Raw genomic sequence first — 17,177 nt, 5'->3', positions numbered from 1 at the left:
TTTTAAATATTTCTATTTGAAGGAGCAGTTTTGTTCATTATTAAGCTGCTCCTTATTGTTTGTTAGAAAGGGTGGAGGCAAGTGCTTAAGATAAAAATAATTTGCGTTGGAAAAATTGGCGAAAAATATCTTGCAGAGGGAATAAAAGAGTATAAAAAAAGATTAAGTAAATATATAAATTTAGAACTTATAGAAGTTAAAGATGAACCTTTGCCAAAAAAAAATAATGATAAAGAAATTGATAAAATAAAACATATCGAAGGGGAGAAAATTAAAGGAAAACTTGACAGTAATTCTCATATTATAATGTTGGACCTAGAAGGTAAACAATTCACTTCTGAGGAATTTGCCAAAAAAATAAAAGAATTTGAGAACACTGGAATTAACAAGATAAATATTATTATTGGAGGGACTATGGGGCTTTCTGATGGACTTAAAAGAAAAGCTGATACGCTAATTTCTTTTTCTAAAATGACTTTTCCTCACCAATTAATGCGATTAATTTTGCTAGAACAAATATTTAGGGCTTTCAAAATTAATAAGAATGAACCGTACCATACATAATTTTAATAAAAGGGTTAGATTTTAAAGATGATATTGAGTTTACTTTACTTGTTGGATACAGGCCACTAAGGCTCTAGATAAGTTTTCGATGTTTTTGACATTTATAAATTATTATGCTATTCTTATTGTGTTATAGTTGTCATAATATTCAGGAAATTACACTTAAAAAACAATGAAATTCTTAAAATTTTTACCAGGGGTGATTATTGTGTCAAAAAAAGTTATTGTAATTGGTGGAAATGCCGCTGGATTAAGTGCTGCTAGTCAAATTAAACGTACTAATCCAGCTTGGGAGACAATAGTAATAGAGAAAACCGATGAAGTTTCATATGCGGGATGTGGTATTCCGTATTATATCCAGGGCAAAATAAAAGACCATGAAGATTTATTTGCTTTGAAACAAGACGTTATTACTGAGAAAAGAAACATCGATCTTAGGCTGCACGCGGAAGTTAAGTCGGTTAATCCACAGGATAATAGTCTAAAATATACTAAAGATGGACAAGCTATAGAAGAAAGTTTTGATTACCTTGTAATAGCCTCTGGAGCATCGCCATCTAATAAGGGGATTAAAGTAGAATCCGGTAATGTTTTTACGGTTAGGAATGTTGCAGATGGTAAGAAAATTAGGGAATATATAAATGAGAAAGATATTAGAAAGGTAGGGGTAGTAGGAGGGGGCTATATTGCCCTTGAGATGGCAGAAGTTCTATCCCAGATGAATTTGGATACAACGCTAATACATAGGAGGGATCAGCTGAATAGAGCCTTTGAAGAAGAGATTTCAAAGGATATTTTGGGAATTTTAAAAGATAATAATGTAAATTTAGAATTAAATACAGAAATTGACAAAGTTGAAGAAAAAAGCAATGATATGAATAAGGCAGTTGCTGTACCTAAAGAAGGTGAGCCGTTAGAATTTGATCTGATAATTCTAGCCATGGGTGTAGCCCCCAATACTGAATTTCTTAAAGACTCAGGGATTGAGCTAGGTGTAAGTAATACTATTAAAGTGTCAAGGTATTTGAAGACAAACTATGATAATATTTATGCTGCTGGAGATGTTGTAGAAACTGTGGATTTGATAACAGGTGAACCTGTGTTTTCACCCCTGGCTCTTAAAGCTAATAAAGAAGGAAGTATTGCTGGAACCAATATAGCTAGTGAAAGTGATATAGAAGAATTCCCGGGGATAGCGAAAAGCTCCATTTTAAAGATTTTTAATTATGGGGTGGCCATGACAGGTCTAACGCATCATGAGGCGCTACAAAATGGTTTTGAAGCTGAAACTATAGTAGTAGAAAGTAGGACGAAGCCACATTACTACCCTGGAAGTGATAATATTAAGATTCTAGTTAACTTTGATTCCAAGTCCGGTCGAATTCTAGGGGCTCAAATTCTGGGTCCTATTGATGAAGCAAAGAAGATAGATGTATATACATGCATGATTCAGTTAAATGGCACTATCAAAGATTTGTACAACCTGGATTTGGCATATGCTCCACCTTTCTCACCTGTGTATGACCCTATTGTTTTATCAGGAAGGGTGGGAAAGAAAAAGGTAAAAGGGTAAAATCTTTCTATAAATTTTAAAAGGAGTTGGTTTTTCTTGGATTACTTAAGCTACAAAAAACATGAAAAAATAGGGTATATCACAATTCAAAACGACAAAGAATTCAATGCCTTATCCTCTAAAGTAATACATGAATTTGATAACTTACTTAAAGAAATAGCAGAAAATAGAGAAGTTAAAGTAGTTGTTATTCAGGGAAATGAAAAAACATTAAGTCCCGGACATAACTTAAAAGAAATACAATCAGGCTCACTTGAAGACGTAAAAAAGCTATTTCAAGACTGCCAGGGATTCATGAGAAGAATTAGGGAATTGCCTCAAATCGTAATTGCAAAAGTTAGAGGAGTTGCAGTTGCGGCTGGTTGTCAACTTGTTGCTAACTGTGATATGGCAGTAGCATCAGAAGATGCAAGATTTGCCACACCAGGTATTAACAGCGGCCTGTTTTGCAGTACCCCAGCAGTTTTTTTAAGTAGAAACATCGGTAGGAAAAAAGCTGTTGAACTACTTTTCACAGGTAACTTCATGTCAGCAGATGAAGCCCTAAAATATGGACTGGTTAATAAAGTTGTCCCTCTTGAAAATTTGGATGAAGAAACAGAAAATCTGGCAAAAGAGGTTACTAAGCAAAGCTTAAACATTATTGAACTAGGAAAACAAACTTTTTATCAGCAATTAAACATGGAGGATTTCCAGGCTCTTACTTATACCACAGAAGTCATAGCAAATAATACCAAGCACCAAGATGCAGAAGAAGGTATTAGTTGTTTCTTTGAAAAGAGAAAACCAGAATGGAATGATTGATAATTAATATGTCGTTGTTTATTTAAAGCCTCGGTAAAACCCGGGGCTTTTGTTTTTTGTGATTTTATTTGTAAACTACAATATATTGATGTTAGAATAGATTTTAGTTTGACATAGAAGTTAGCTTTGCATAGAAAGGAATTTTAAAATGGCTGTTAAACAAGAAAATATAACTGAAGAAGTCAACTCAAGAAGAACCTTTGCTATAATATCGCACCCAGATGCCGGGAAAACAACTTTGACAGAAAGTCTTCTTTTGCTTGGAGGAGCAATCCGGCTTGCTGGATCTATAAAAGCCAGAAAAACAAATAAATATGCTACCTCAGATTGGATGGAGATGGAAAGGACACGGGGAATATCTGTAACTTCAAGTGTTTTAAACTTTTCTTATCATGGTTACAAAATAAACATCTTGGATACTCCAGGGCATCAAGATTTTAGCGAAGACACGTATAGGACTTTGACTGCTGCAGATAGTGCCCTGATGCTTATCGATTTGGCTAAAGGTGTAGAAGCTCAAACCAAAAAGCTTTTTGAAGTATGTCGAATGCAGGGGATACCTATATTTACTTTTATTAATAAGCTAGATCGTCAGGGTAAAGATCCATTGGATTTGCTAGGTGAGATAGAAGAGGTTTTGGGAATAGAATCCTTTCCTGTAAATTGGCCTGTAGATGTAGGTTCTAGTAGTTATGGACTTTATAATAGGAGTACACAAAAAATAGAAGTAAACGAGCAGGATAAGGAAGTAAAAGAACTGGATATAGATGATATTGCTGATGATAAAATAGCTGCCAATCTGAAAGAAGAAATTGAATTGCTAGATGTGGCCGGTGAGGACTTTGATACTGAAAAAGTTAAAAATGGCTTGTTGACACCTGTATATTTTGGTAGTGCAATTAACGGCTTTGGGGTAGAATCATTTTTTCAGGACTTCGTTAAATATGCTTCTCCTCCGGCAAAAAGGCAAAGTAATATAGGTATTATTGACCCGACAACAAAAAACTTCTCTGGCTTTGTCTTCAAAATTCAGGCTAACATGAACCCTAATCATAGAGACAGGATAGCCTTCTTAAGAGTTTGCTCCGGCAAATTTCAGCGTAATATGACTGTTAATCATGTAAGAACAGGAAAGCAGGTAAAACTTTCTCAGCCCCGCCAGTTTATGTCACAAAACCGGGATATTGTTGAAGAAGCTTATCCTGGGGATATTATTGGGGTATTTGATCCGGGGATTTATCAAATTGGTGATACCTTAACTGAAGGTGATTCTTTTGAATTCACGAAATTACCTAGCTTTACCCCGGAGCTTTTTGCTAAAGTAACTGCCAAACAGGCAATGAAACACAAACAGTTTCATAAGGGACTTTCTCAACTGACAGAGGAAGGTGCCATACAGGTATACAAAGACCCGACAACTGAGGAAATTATCCTTGGAGTTGTCGGAGAATTGCAGTTTGAAGTTTTTGAGTACCGCTTAAAACATGAATATGGAGTGGAAGTAAACATAAATCGTCTACCTTATAAAACAGCAAGGTGGATCAAAGATAAAGAGTCTAAATATATATCCCAGACCAGAGATATGACTGTATTAGACCAGAAGGATAACACTGTTATACTTTTTGAAAATGAGTTTTCTCTAAACTGGGCTAAAGAAAGAAACCCTTCTTTGACATTTTATCGCCTGGAAGAATTTGATTTTTGATTGAAAATAAATTAGATTAATTTTTTACTGTTTTTATTGTATGGCTACCCGGTTTAAGTTTTTGTCCTTTAAATGAGCTATAGTATCTTTCATATAATAAACAAAAAGAGTATGTATAGCTCTTGTCATGGCAACGTACAGTAGTTTTGTGTCAAGTTCAGAGCATGTAAAAGTTTCATCCAAGTTGACAATTAGGGCTCCATCAAATTCTAACCCTTTAGCTGCATAAGCTGGAACAATAACTACTCCGGCATTGTATTCTTCTTCAAGCCCTGTTAAGAGAGTTGTTTCAGTGAGTCCTAATTGTTCCAAAAGTTCTTTGATTTTTTCACATTCCTCTAGTGTTTTTCCTATAATAGCAATGGAGGAGTAATTTTTATTTTGTAAACTAACAATTTTTTCTTTTGCCTTAAATGCAAGTTGGTCTTTGTTGGCAAACTCTGTAACATCAGGATTATCACCATGTCGAACTACGGGTTTTGCTAGAATGCTTTGATCGCTTATTCCATTTACTAAAACCGTATTGGCAAGGTTCATTATCTCTATCGTTGTGCGATAACTTTGCTGCAAGGTAAGTTCTGTTGCTTCACCTGAGAATATTTCTTTGTTAACATCTTGCCAACTGCAGATTCCCCGGTAAGAATATATTCCTTGTGCCAAATCACCAAGTAAAGTGAAATTGTCCGTATTCAAGATATGTCTTAATACATAAAATTCAAAAAGATTATAATCCTGGGCTTCATCAATAACCACATTGCTACATTTAACTGTTTCCTTAAACCCTTCTAGTCTAGCTTTTAGGTATATTAATGGAGCAAGGTCTTCTAGTTCAAGTTCTTTGTTTTTAAACATTTTCGTAGAATTATCTGCCAAAAACCTGGCTTTTTCTTCCCCTATATCTTCTGGTGAATATTTTATAATCAGTTCTGGATCTTTGACTAGCTTTTTATAGTGTGTTAAAGCATCTTTCTTTTTAAATTGTTTTGTGAAATTTCCACTTACTTTTTTTACATCATTTTGAACCTGGGAGATTTTTTCATCACGCTTATCTATCAAATTAACAACTTTGTCTTTGCCAATTTCTGTTCCGTCTTCTGTTATATGAACTCGTTTACGAGCCGAATTGATTTTTCCTTCATACTCATTTGATATTTTATCTATGATAATCTCTTTATTTTGTTTTGCTCGAGAAGAAAGCTTCTTTTTAATCTGGTCAAGTCGCTTATGAACAGGAAGGTAGTCGTATTCGTAAAGAAAAGATTGTTTTAGTTCATCTTTAGTCATCAGCGTATGATCTCCTATTAAGATATCTTCCTTTGGTAATAAATCCTTTTCAATTTCATTAATATAATTATCTATAAGTTTTTTAAAAGCCATGGAACCTTTAAAAGCTAAAGTCCATGTAAACATTTCTTTTTGATTTTCTGACTTATCTTTATCTTCCAATATCATTGACAGACTTTCGTCCTGTCTTTTAACGGTTAAATTGTTTTTAATGTTTAATAGATCGAAACAAAAGTTTGTAAAAGTAGTTTGTCTTGCATTTTCAACATCAAGTTCAGGAAGAACATCAGATATATAGTCTAAAAATAATTTATTAGGAGCTATAATCATAAAATTATCAGGATCAAATGATTTTTCGTAGGTATATATCAGATATGCAATTCTATGAAGTGCTATCGTGGTCTTGCCACTGCCAGCCGCACCTTGAACTACTAATGGCTTACTTAAATCTGCACGGATAATTTTATTTTGTTCTGCTTGAATTGTAGATACAATATCTTTAAGCTTGTTATCGGCTTTGTCTCTTAAAGAAGCCTGTAAAAGTTCATCATTAGTAGCAATATCCACATCAAAAAAGTCTATAAGCTCCCCTTTTTCGATGCTGTATTGACGTTTCAAAGATAGTTGTCCTGTGACTTCTCCTTCGTTTGCTTCATAGGCAACATCACCAATTCTACCGTCGTAATATAAACTTGCAATGGGAGAGCGCCAATCAATGATTAGTGGTTCGTTATTTTCATTAAATAAAGATACTTTACCTATATAATATTTTGTCAGCTTATCATCCCGGCCATCCCTAAAATCAATCCTGCTGAAGTAGGGTTTGTCTTTTGTTTGAAGGATTTTATCTATCATTTCTTTACTGTGATCTAAGTACCGGGCATTTACTAAAATCGTGATATAACTTTGACTGCTATCTAAAAAGTCTAGAATTTCAAATGCTTCTTTTATGTCACTTTTGGAATCTTCTTGTTTTTTAGTGACAGTGTCTATGTAGTTATCAATAAACTGCTTAATATTTTCTAGATACTGCAGTTCTTCTTTGTAATCTGGATGTTTTTTTATTGACATTAATATCTCCTTTCTTTAAATAACTAATGGATCTTTTATACTATAACATAAGTAGTCTTGGTTAGTGAACTAAAGAGAAATAAAATTTCATAACAAAGAACTTGGATATAAAAAGAAAATTTTAACTTAAAAGGAAAACTGATATAATAGAGAAACACAAATAATAAAAGTATAATCATTGTGATTATAGCTTAATTACCATGTAAACAGGAGGTTGACGTACAAAATGGAAACCAAAGAAGGTGCTGCACTTCATACTGATCTATATCAGCTAAATATGATGCAGACCTATGTGAAAAAAGGACTGCAGGACAAAAATGTTGTATTTGATATGTTTTTTAGGAGGTTGCCCTTTGGCAATGGTTATGCAATTTATGCAGGTTTAGAGCATATAATATCATACCTTACAAATTTAGAATTTAAAGAAGAAGATATTGAATATTTACGTTTCCTTGGTTTTGATGAAGGTTTTCTTCAGGTACTTAAAAGTCTAAGGTTCACGGGGGATGTATATTCTATGAAAGAAGGGGAGGTAATTTTCCCCAATGAGCCTATACTAACAGTTGAAGCCAGAATAATAGAGGCGCTGCTTGTAGAGACCGCTCTCTTAAACATCTTTAACCATGAGACACTTATAGCAACTAAGGCATCAAGAGTTAAGCACACTGCTGGTGACAAGCAGGTTGTTGAGTTCGGTGCTAGAAGGGCTCATGGGCTAGGGGCCTCCCTTTATGGCACAAGAGCTGCCTATATTGCAGGTTTTGAAGGGACTTCTCTGGTAGAAGCGGGTAAAAGATTTGATATTCCTGTGGTAGGTACCATGTCACATGCTTTTGTACAAAGCTTTGAAGATGAAAAAGAAGCCTTTAGAGCTTATGGTGAGGAAAATAAAGATAATGTTATACTTCTTGTAGATACCTATAATACACTAAAAACCGGGGTTCCAAATGCAATAAAGGTGGCAAAAGAACTAAACGAAAAAGGAATAAAAGTAAAAGCAATACGATTAGATAGTGGGGATTTGGCCTATTTGTCAAAAGAAGCACGGCGTATGCTGGATGAAAATGGGTTTAGTGATATACAAATTGTAGCCTCCAGTGACCTGGATGAATATGTTATTTCTGACCTAAAGCTGCAGGGAGCGGACCTAGATATGTACGCTGTTGGTACAAGAGTTATTACCGCATATGATCAACCGGCATTAGGTGGTGTTTATAAGCTGGTGGAAGTAATAGAAGGGAAAGAAAGAATTCCCAAAATTAAGGTGTCTGATAATATAGAAAAAATTGTTTTCCCCGGAAGAAAACGTCCCTACCGCATTATTAACCGAAATACCGGTAAGTCAGAAGGAGATTATATAACAAGGTTCGAAGAAAGACTGCCGCAAATAGGAAACAACCTACTTTTATTTGATCCATTTAGCCCCTGGAAGCAAAAAATAGTTGAAGACTATCAGGCTATAGAGCTTCAGGAAAAAGTTATAAATAACGGTGAAAGATGTACTACACCTCCAAGTTTAGAAGAAATTAGAAACAACAGAGAAGCTTCTCTAGAACAACTGTGGGAAGAACACAAGAGAAAGAAAAATCCACAGAAATACTATGTAGATCTTTCTGAAGATTTATGGAATTTGAAAAGAACAATGATTGAGGAAAAAAGAAAAGAATATAATGAAAGTTAAAGTGATTAAAAGAGTTAATTGGAATAAATGTAAGTTTCTATATTGTTAAGTCAAAAATTTTTTTCTTGATTTACGCTAAGAGCTGTTTTATAATAGAAAAATAATAAAAAATGATGAAAATATAAAAATTTAAAAAATTCATATTTTTTTAAATTCATACGTTTGTTAATGTCCACACTGGTCATTGATGAAAAACTACAACATGATTAATAGGGGGCGAAATAATGAACGATTTAAAAATTGGGGTAATAGGTGGCATGGGCCCTGAAGCAACAAGTGAATTTTACATGAAGCTAATTAAAGCCACACGAGCCAAAAAAGATCAAGAGCATTATCATGTTTTCATTGATAGTAATGCTAAGATTCCAGATAGAACAAAAGCCATCTTAGAAAATGGAAAAAGCCCAGTTAGCGAAATAACTAAAACTGCTAAAAATCTCGAACTATTAGGTGTAGATGTTGCGTGTATGCCCTGTATGACAGCTCATTATTTTATAGAAGATATCCAAAAAGAAGTCTCATACACAATCATGAATGTTTTTGAAGAAGTTAAAAAATATATCTATAACAACTTTCCTTCCCACTTAAAAGTTGGAGTGCTTGCTACTACTGGCACAATAGAAACGGGTTTATTTGATAAATACTTAGGTGATGTAAATGTTATATATCCAAATCATATTAGCCAGAAGAGAAAAGTGATGGAAGCAATATACGGGGAAAACGGGTTGAAGAGTGGCCAGACTGAAGGAGAACCTGTTGAGCTTTTAATAGAAGCTAGCAATGAATTAATAGAAAGCGGCGCTAATATAATAATATGTGGTTGTAGTGAGATAGGAATGGTTTTAAAAGAGGATATGATAGAGAAGCCTTTGATTGACCCGATGGATACTTTGGTAAATGCTACAATAGGTCACTCAGAGGAAGTAAGAATAAAAAATGTGAAGTAAACCTTCGCATTTTTTATTTGTCTTAATTATTGGATTGAATCCAATTACTTGACAACTCATTCTCTTCGTGTTAAAATTCGTAGGCTAGAAGGGGAAAATATACTTAAAACTAATATAATGTAATGAACTAAATAGTGTGTTTGAACTTGGAACTATACCAAAGTACTTTACTAATGTTAATATTTATATATTTTAATAAAATATATAAATAAAAATATAATTTTTTATTGGGGGGATGGAGCTTTGTCAAATGGCGTGAATAAAACCATTACGAAAGAGCTGAAAGAGAAGAAAAAGGCTGTAATTAACGATGTTAACTTAGAAGACAATATTGCCGTAGGAATAGAAGAGCCTTACCCGGTTGAAATTGAAGGGGATGTAGGTGATTTTTTTGGAGCGCTAAATAGTGGTGCTAGCTTACAGCTTAAAGGTAGTGCTCGTAGATTTACAGGTAACATGATGTGTAATGGTGAGATTGTAATTGATGGAAGTGTAGGAGATGGACTTGGTTTTGGTTTGTATGGTGGAACCATTGTTGTTAAAGGGGATGCAGGAAATAAAATAGGACAGATGAACAAAGGTGGAACAATTATAGTTGATGGCAATGTTAAAGACAACATAGGATTGTTTTCCCTGGCTGGTGATATAATTATTACCGGTAATGCTGGTGCACAGGTTGGAGAATGGATTATAAAAGGTTCAATATATTTAGGTGGAGAATTTGATGGATTTGGAAGGAATGCAAAACTTTCAGATCTAAATGATGATGACATTAATAAATTAAAAAATTATTTTGAAAAATATGGCATTGAAGCTGATGCTAGTAAATTTAGAAAAATAGAGCCTGAGGTATTAAGACCTTTCTATAAAACTAAAGAGAAAGATAAAAGTCAGGGGGGAGCGTAAATGGCATTAAGTAGTATATGGACAAAAAATATAATTAAAAATATACAACAAAAAGGTGAAGAAGGAAAGTATCAACTTAGAGGTTTTGGAGCAAACATGCCATATCCTAGCCTTGATGATCTACTCATTGTTCCGGCCCAAATACACAAGACAGCTTACGATAAATATCGTGAAACTATAGATACCAAAGTTGTTATAGGTGAAGATCTAAAACGTCCTTTAGAGCTAGAAGTACCTATTTTTATAGCTGCTATGTCTTTTGGCGCTATTAGCAAACACGGCAAAATGGCCTTTGCAAAAGGTGCTTCTCAGGTTGGAATAGCTACAGCAACTGGAGAAGGTGGCAGATTACAAGAAGAAACAGAGATTTGCGAAAAATACGGTGGCAAACTAATAGTTCAGTGGTCGACGGGTAGATTTGGAGTAAATATGGACTACCTGAAAAATGCTGATGCAGTTGAGGTAAAGCTAGGCCAGGGAGCAAAGCCTGGTATGGGTGGTCACTTGATGGCCGAAAAAATCAATGACAAAATTGCAGAAACTAGAGGAATAGATGAAGATACAGACGCCCTTAGCCCTTGTAGACACCTTGATGTTGAGTCTGCTGAGGACCTTGCAAAGCATGTTAACCTATTAAGAGAACTAACAAACTATGAAATTCCTATAATTATTAAACTAGGCCCTGGAGACATATATGAAGATACAAAGCTAGCTATAGAAGCTGGACCTGATGCAGTAGCAATTGATGGAGGAGAAGGTGGAACTGGTTGTGCTCCACATATTGTAGCAGAACACGCTGGTGTTCCAACTTTAGGTGTTTTTGAGCCTGCTATGAAAGCGTTCAATGAAACAGGTGCCAAAGAAAGAGGTATTAAATTCCTAATTATGGGCGGGATAAGAAACGGTGCAGATATGTACAAAGCTCTTGCCCTAGGGGCAGATGCTTGTGGTATAGGAACCGCGGCTATGGTAGCAATAGGCTGTATAGGGTGTCAGCAGTGCCATACCGGGACATGTCCTTATGGCATAGCAACACAAGACGAAGAAAAAGTTGCAAAACTTGATCCCGACGAAGCTGGAGATAAGCTTGGTAACTATCTAAAAGCAACTAGAGAAGAGCTAGTTACTTTGACAGCCCTATCAGGCCATAATGATACTCATGAACCTTCAAAGGACGACCTTGTAGCTTTGAATATAAATGCATCAGCTGTTACCGGTGTTAAGCTGATGGGTTATGACAAACCCGTTACATCCTGGTTTGATAAGTAAGACTTTAAGTGAAGCTGCAAAATGATAACTGTATAAAATGATAAAAAACTTCCGACCAAGGGATTTAATCTTTAGGTCGGAAGTTTTTTGTTTGGCTTTGATATAGTTTATTGTGATATTTATTCTTGCAACACGTTGGTAGCAGGTAGGTTTTTTGCTGTAGAATCAAAAACATGATTTTATAAAATCTACGAATAATGGATGAGGTTTTTCTGGCCTTGACTTGAATTCTGGATGGAACTGAACTCCAACAAACCAGGGATGATCTTCGAGTTCTACTATTTCTACTAGCCTTTCATCGGGCGATGTGCCAGAAATCATCAAACCGCTATCTTCTAATCTTTTTCTATAATCATTATTAAATTCATACCTGTGTCTGTGTCTTTCGGATATATCTTCTTCGTTATAGGCTTTATAGACTAATGTATCTTTTTTTAGTTTGCAGGGATATGCACCCAGTCTCATGGTGCCTCCTTTATCTTTCACATTTTTTTGCTCAGGTAACAAATCTATTACAGGATAGCTTGTTTCAGGCATGAATTCCGAGCTATGTGCTCCGGATAGTTTAGCTACATTTCTAGCAAACTCAATAACTGCACAGTGCATGCCCAGGCATAAGCCCAAATATGGTAATCTATTTTCTCTAGCATAATTTGCTGCTTTAATCTTACCTTCGATGCCTCTATCGCCAAAACCACCAGGTACTACGATACCATTTACATCCTCAAAAATTTCACCCAAATCTACTTCTTCTCTTTCTAGATCTTCAGCTGAAACCCATTTTATTTCTATTTTAGTATTGTTGTTATAACCTGCATGATTTAATGCTTCAACAAGGCTCATATATGCGTCATGTAATGAAGTGTACTTTCCAACTAAAGCTATCTTGACCTTATTATTTAAATTAAAAATATTATGAACTAAACTTTTCCAGTTGTCTAACTGAACCGGTTTTGAATTTAAGTTTAATCTTTCGACAATAAACTCATCGACATCTTGTTCATTTAAAGCCAGAGGGACTTCATAGATTGTTTTAGCATCTTGATTGTCTATTACAGCATTTACATTGATATCACAAAACAGTGCTAACTTTTCCTTTATCTCTCTAGACAGTTTTTGTTCTGTTCTGCAAAGGATCATATCTGGCTGTATCCCAATACTTCTTAGTTCTTTAACGCTGTGTTGAGTGGGTTTTGTTTTTAGTTCGCCTGACTTATCCAAATAGGGCACTAAAGTTAAATGTATATACATTACTGAATCTCTTCCCACATCACTTCTCATTTGCCGAATGGCTTCAAGAAAAGGGAGGCCTTCTATATCTCCTACTGTTCCTCCTATTTCAGCTATAACTACTTCTGCTCCACTTTCTTCGGCTGCACCTGTAAGCTTTGATTTAATTTCGTCGGTAATGTGTGGGATTACCTGTACTGTCTTACCTAAATATTCTCCTCTTCTTTCTTTTGACAATACCGACCAATATATTTTACCGGTAGTTATATTGCAGATGCCGGTTAAATTTTCGTCAATGAATCTTTCGTAATGGCCAAGGTCAAGATCTGTCTCAACTCCATCATCAGTAACAAATACTTCGCCATGCTGGTAAGGACTCATTGTACCAGGATCCACGTTAATATAAGGATCAAACTTTTGCATTGTTACTTTTAGGCCTCTGTTTTTAAGAAGTCTCCCAATTGATGCAGCTGCAATTCCCTTGCCTAATGAAGACACTACTCCTCCGGTTACAAATATAAATTTTGGCATGCTCCCTACCCTCCTGAAACTATAATTTTACCAGCATTATTATCTTATAAGGTCACCTAGATTGCAAGTTATTTTTTTCTGCGAAGTTCTCTTGAAAGTTCTTTAGGTTCCAAACTTATTGACTCTTCTGCAAAAAGCTTTTTGATTCCAATCTCTTCCTTGCTATTATTTGAAGATTTATCATAACATTCACCTTTAACGCACAAATGGGTTCTTTCGTCTTCGTTTTGTTTTAGTGGCTCCTGATAACTTGCTATAACACCTTCATAATTACGCAAGATAACCTTGTCAGATGATTGAGATATAAGATACTGAGGCGAAACAGGAATTTTTCCGCCTCCTCCCGGAGCATCCACAACAAAAGTTGGCACACAAAAGCCGCTGGTATGCCCGCGAAGGGACTCTATTATTTCTATCCCAGTAGAAACTGGAGTCCTAAAATGTTCTATTCCCTGTGAGAGATCACACTGATACAGATAATAAGGACGTACACGTATTTTGGTTAGTTCATGGACCAGATCTTTCATTATATGTGGACAATTATTGACACCGTTTAAAAGTACGCTTTGATTACCGAGAGGTATCCCGGCATCTGCTAATTTTGTTATAGCATTCTTTGCTTCTTCTGTGATTTCTTTAGGATGATTAAAATGTGTGTTTACCCAAATTGGATGATATTTTTTTAAAATACTTACTAGATCCTCTGTAATTCTTTGCGGCATAACCACTGGTGTTCTAGTTCCTATTCTAATAATCTCCACATGGGAAATTTCTCTTAGTTTTTTGATTAACTCTTCAAGTTTTTCGTCAGGGATTAATAAGCCGTCGCCACCCGAGATTAATACATCTCTAATTTCAGGTGTTTTTTTAATGTATTCTATAGCATTATTTAACTCTTCTGAAGGTCTTATGTTATCAGTGGTGCCTGCAATTCGCCTTCTTGTACAGTGTCTACAGTACATTGAACACTGGTCAGTAACAAGAAATAAAACTCTATCAGGATACCTGTGGGTAATACCTGGCACAGGAGAATCTGTATCTTCATGTAAAGGGTCTTCTAAATCATGTTTGCTTCTATCAACCTCTAAAGAACTTGGGATAGCTTGAAGCCGTATGGGGCAACTAGGATTGTCTTTATCCATTAAACTAGCATAATAAGGTGTTATTGCCATTCTAAGATGTTTAAGGGTTTCGCCAATACCTTTTTCTTCATTTTTCGTTAGGTTAACTATTTCCTTTAACTCGTCAACACTTGTAATTCTGTTTTTTAATTGCCATTTCCAATCATTCCAAGAATCTACAGGTATTGATTCAAAATAAGTACTTCTTTGTTCTGGCATCAAAAACTTGCCTCCTTGACTTTTAAATAAATATTAATCTATATAAGATTATCACTTTTAGACAACCTTTTCAACAAAGATTGACAGAAGGTAACTTATTTTTTAATAAAAAAAACAATTTATCATCAGATTAATCATCAGAGTAATAATTCTCGGCCAAACATGGAAGAATAGGTTTAAAAACGGGAGGAACTAGCATATGTATCTCGCTAAAAAACAAAAAAGACCTAAAAGATCTTTTTTTAAAAAATGTTCTTGCTATTAGTTTTCCTTATTTTTGTCCTAATATTTTTCTTAAGTGTATTTTATTTACCCATTGTAGTAAAAGCAATTGAAGAGGATCCTATACCAGACCAAAAGACTGCAGTAACTTTATTAGATAAGGATGGCAATGAATTCTACAAAGATTATAGTGATTACAGAATAAAAAAATCCATTGATGAAATTCCAAACGAGGTAATACAAGCTTTAATATCCGTAGAAGATGAACGTTTTTATGATCATTATGGCATTGATTTTAGAGGTGTAGCAAGAGCAGCACTTACTAATATAAGTGAGCGAAGGATAGTAGAGGGTGGGTCTACGATAACCCAGCAGTTAGCCAAGAATTATTTTTTGAGCCAGGATAGAACTTTTGCCAGAAAGATTAATGAAGTTGCATATACAATATTTCTTGAAAGAAACCTGACCAAGCAAGAAATTATTGAGAGGTATTTAAATAAAGTTTATTTCGGCCATGGTGCGTATGGTATTGAAGCCGCTAGCAGGCTTTATTTTGACAAAAATGTTTCTGACATTACTCTGTCAGAAAAAGCTATGTTAATCGGTCTCATTCGAAGTCCTTATGGTTATTCCCCTCATAATGATATAAGCGCAGCCAAAAGAAGAAGGAATGTAGTTCTATCAAAAATGTATGATAATGGGTTTATTGGTGCAGAAGAGGTTACTGAAGCAATGAATGATGATATAGAGCTAGCTGAGATCAGCAGAGGGAAATCCGAGTTTCCTTATTTCGCCAACCAGGTAATTAGAGAGCTTAGAGAGATTAAAGGAAACAAAGGAAAGTCTATTCACGAAAATGGATTAGTAGTACATACAACTCTTGATAGGGAGCTTCAAAAAGAAGCAAAATCAATTATGCAAAACGATCTACCTGTACAAAGATATTTGGAGGTTGATGAAACTAGGCTGGCACAACCCCAGGGTTCTCTTGTAGCATTAGAGCCAGACACAGGATTTGTGAGAACACTGGTGGGCGGTAGGAGTTTTGAAAAATCAGAGCTAAACAGGGCCAACTTAAAAAATGGAAGGGAAATGGGGTCAGTCTTTAAACCTTTTGTTTATGCTACTGCCCTAGAAGAAAAACACTATCATCCAGCAACTATGATCACGTGTGAAGAAACAGAATTTAAGCTGGATGGTAATAGTGATGAAGTTTATACACCTACCTGTTTTGGCGGGGGATACCATGATGAAGATTTCACCTTAAGACGCGCCCTTACCAAGTCTTGCAATGTTGCAGCTGTAACCATAAATAAAGAAATTAATCCTAAAAATAGTGTTAGATATGCCAAAAAACTAGGGATAGAAAGCGATCTCTCCCCCTGGCTGTCCTTGCCGATGGGTGCCTTTGGGGTTAGTCTCTATGAAGTTACAGCTTCTTATGCGCCCTTTGCAAATCATGGGGTAAGAACTGCTCCAACTCTGATTAAAGAAGTAGAAAATTTCAAAAATGAAACCGTATACCAGGATGAGAATAGTAGAGAGGTAGTACTTGACGAAAGGATTGCTTATCAACTAACTAATATGTTAAAAGATGTAATATCTCCTGAAGGTACAGCTTCTTCAATATATCAGAATGTTAGCTTTGATGCTGCCGGCAAAACAGGTACAAGTCAAGATGGTAGAGATGCAGCTTTTGTCGGTTATACTCCTGAGCTTGTTGTGGGTGTTCACATTGGAGATGATAAAAATGAAGTTTTACAGGGTACTGGTGGTGGTCTTGCTGCGCCCCTTTGGGCCAGGTTTATGAATAGGGCAGATGAAAAATATGAATTTGGTAACTTTGATAAGCCTGATGGGATGGTCGCAAAAGATATATGTCAAGAGTCAGGCAATATAGCTAGTACTAACTGCCCGGATGACCATGTAAAAGAAGAACATTTCTTGCCAAACAAGGTGTCAAGGGAAATATGTGATGAGCATTTTGATATTCCAGGGCTTCACTGGGGTGTTTGGTAAATGTTGACTCTACTTCAAAAAGTCTATTCAC

12 protein-coding genes are annotated in these 17,177 nt (G+C 35.3%); 9 read left to right on the top strand and 3 right to left on the bottom strand.

Translation table 11 applies throughout. The features are described from left to right. Window positions 1–81: 81 nt before the first annotated feature. From rlmH to ACONDI_RS13795, 4 genes are all read left to right on the top strand, one after another. Entirely contained in the window at window positions 82–564 is a 483-nt protein-coding gene (rlmH, locus tag ACONDI_RS13810) for a 23S rRNA (pseudouridine(1915)-N(3))-methyltransferase RlmH (protein WP_241079127.1), read from the top strand. A 208-nt stretch (window positions 565–772) separates the two neighbouring features. Further along, complete coding sequence (locus ACONDI_RS13805) at window positions 773–2,137, top strand: FAD-dependent oxidoreductase (protein WP_241079126.1); 1,365 nt, start codon at window positions 773–775, stop codon at window positions 2,135–2,137. 36 nt (window positions 2,138–2,173) lie between these two features. Beyond that, entirely contained in the window at window positions 2,174–2,941 is a 768-nt protein-coding gene (locus ACONDI_RS13800; RefSeq protein ID WP_241079125.1) for an enoyl-CoA hydratase-related protein, read from the top strand. A gap of 148 nt (window positions 2,942–3,089) precedes the next feature. Further along, on the top strand, window positions 3,090–4,646 hold the full coding sequence (locus tag ACONDI_RS13795; protein WP_241079124.1) for a peptide chain release factor 3: 1,557 nt from the start codon (window positions 3,090–3,092) through the stop codon (window positions 4,644–4,646). Window positions 4,647–4,679: 33 nt separating this feature from the next. Here the strand turns inward: ACONDI_RS13795 and helD are convergent, their stop codons facing one another. Further along, window positions 4,680–7,001: an RNA polymerase recycling motor HelD gene (gene helD / locus ACONDI_RS13790; RefSeq protein ID WP_241079123.1), complete on the bottom strand. Its 2,322-nt coding sequence runs from the start codon at window positions 6,999–7,001 to the stop codon at window positions 4,680–4,682. 226 nt (window positions 7,002–7,227) lie between these two features. On the opposite strand from helD, the gene ACONDI_RS13785 reads away from it, so the two are divergent. From ACONDI_RS13785 to ACONDI_RS13770, 4 genes are all read left to right on the top strand, one after another. Continuing rightward, window positions 7,228–8,682 (top strand): nicotinate phosphoribosyltransferase, encoded by a 1,455-nt coding sequence (locus ACONDI_RS13785; protein WP_241079122.1) that lies wholly within the window; start codon window positions 7,228–7,230, stop codon window positions 8,680–8,682. Between the two features lie 224 nt (window positions 8,683–8,906). Continuing rightward, the gene (gene cuyB, locus ACONDI_RS13780; RefSeq protein WP_241079121.1) at window positions 8,907–9,629 is read left to right on the top strand and encodes a cysteate racemase; all 723 of its coding nucleotides are present in this window, start codon (window positions 8,907–8,909) and stop codon (window positions 9,627–9,629) included. Window positions 9,630–9,872: 243 nt separating this feature from the next. After that, a complete protein-coding gene (locus ACONDI_RS13775) occupies window positions 9,873–10,535 on the top strand; it encodes a GltB/FmdC/FwdC-like GXGXG domain-containing protein (protein WP_241079120.1) in 663 nt (220 codons plus the stop codon). After that, window positions 10,536–11,804, top strand: coding sequence for an FMN-binding glutamate synthase family protein (locus ACONDI_RS13770; RefSeq protein ID WP_241079119.1), 1,269 nt, complete (start codon window positions 10,536–10,538; stop codon window positions 11,802–11,804). Between the two features lie 165 nt (window positions 11,805–11,969). Here the strand turns inward: ACONDI_RS13770 and ACONDI_RS13765 are convergent, their stop codons facing one another. Both ACONDI_RS13765 and kamA read right to left on the bottom strand, forming a co-directional pair. Then, window positions 11,970–13,565, bottom strand: coding sequence for a CTP synthase (locus ACONDI_RS13765; protein WP_241079118.1), 1,596 nt, complete (start codon window positions 13,563–13,565; stop codon window positions 11,970–11,972). Window positions 13,566–13,633: 68 nt separating this feature from the next. Next, window positions 13,634–14,905 carry a lysine 2,3-aminomutase gene (kamA, locus tag ACONDI_RS13760; protein WP_241079117.1) on the bottom strand — a complete coding sequence of 424 codons (1,272 nt, stop codon included), beginning with the start codon at window positions 14,903–14,905 and terminating at the stop codon, window positions 13,634–13,636. 249 nt (window positions 14,906–15,154) lie between these two features. Here kamA and ACONDI_RS13755 point away from each other — a divergent pair, with 249 nt between their 5' ends. Continuing rightward, window positions 15,155–17,146: a transglycosylase domain-containing protein gene (locus ACONDI_RS13755; RefSeq protein WP_241079116.1), complete on the top strand. Its 1,992-nt coding sequence runs from the start codon at window positions 15,155–15,157 to the stop codon at window positions 17,144–17,146. Window positions 17,147–17,177 lie beyond the last annotated feature (31 nt).

This window comes from Natranaerofaba carboxydovora, assembly GCF_022539405.1.
GTDB classification, from domain to species: domain Bacteria; phylum Bacillota; class Natranaerobiia; order Natranaerobiales; family Natranaerofabaceae; genus Natranaerofaba; species Natranaerofaba carboxydovora.
Note: the sequence above shows the minus strand (reverse complement) of the source record. Positions and strands in the feature narration are given on the sequence as shown.

Excerpts from the sequence above, each read along its gene's own strand:
- ACONDI_RS13795 (WP_241079124.1), top strand. The coding sequence starts at position 3,090 with ATGGCTGTTAAACAAGAAAATATAACTGAAGAAGTCAACTCAAGAAGA.
- helD (WP_241079123.1), bottom strand. The coding sequence starts at position 7,001 with ATGTCAATAAAAAAACATCCAGATTACAAAGAAGAACTGCAGTATCTA.
- ACONDI_RS13785 (WP_241079122.1), top strand. The coding sequence starts at position 7,228 with ATGGAAACCAAAGAAGGTGCTGCACTTCATACTGATCTATATCAGCTA.
- cuyB (WP_241079121.1), top strand. The coding sequence starts at position 8,907 with ATGAACGATTTAAAAATTGGGGTAATAGGTGGCATGGGCCCTGAAGCA.
- ACONDI_RS13770 (WP_241079119.1), top strand. The coding sequence starts at position 10,536 with ATGGCATTAAGTAGTATATGGACAAAAAATATAATTAAAAATATACAA.
- ACONDI_RS13765 (WP_241079118.1), bottom strand. The coding sequence starts at position 13,565 with ATGCCAAAATTTATATTTGTAACCGGAGGAGTAGTGTCTTCATTAGGC.
- kamA (WP_241079117.1), bottom strand. The coding sequence starts at position 14,905 with ATGCCAGAACAAAGAAGTACTTATTTTGAATCAATACCTGTAGATTCT.
- ACONDI_RS13755 (WP_241079116.1), top strand. The coding sequence starts at position 15,155 with ATGTTCTTGCTATTAGTTTTCCTTATTTTTGTCCTAATATTTTTCTTA.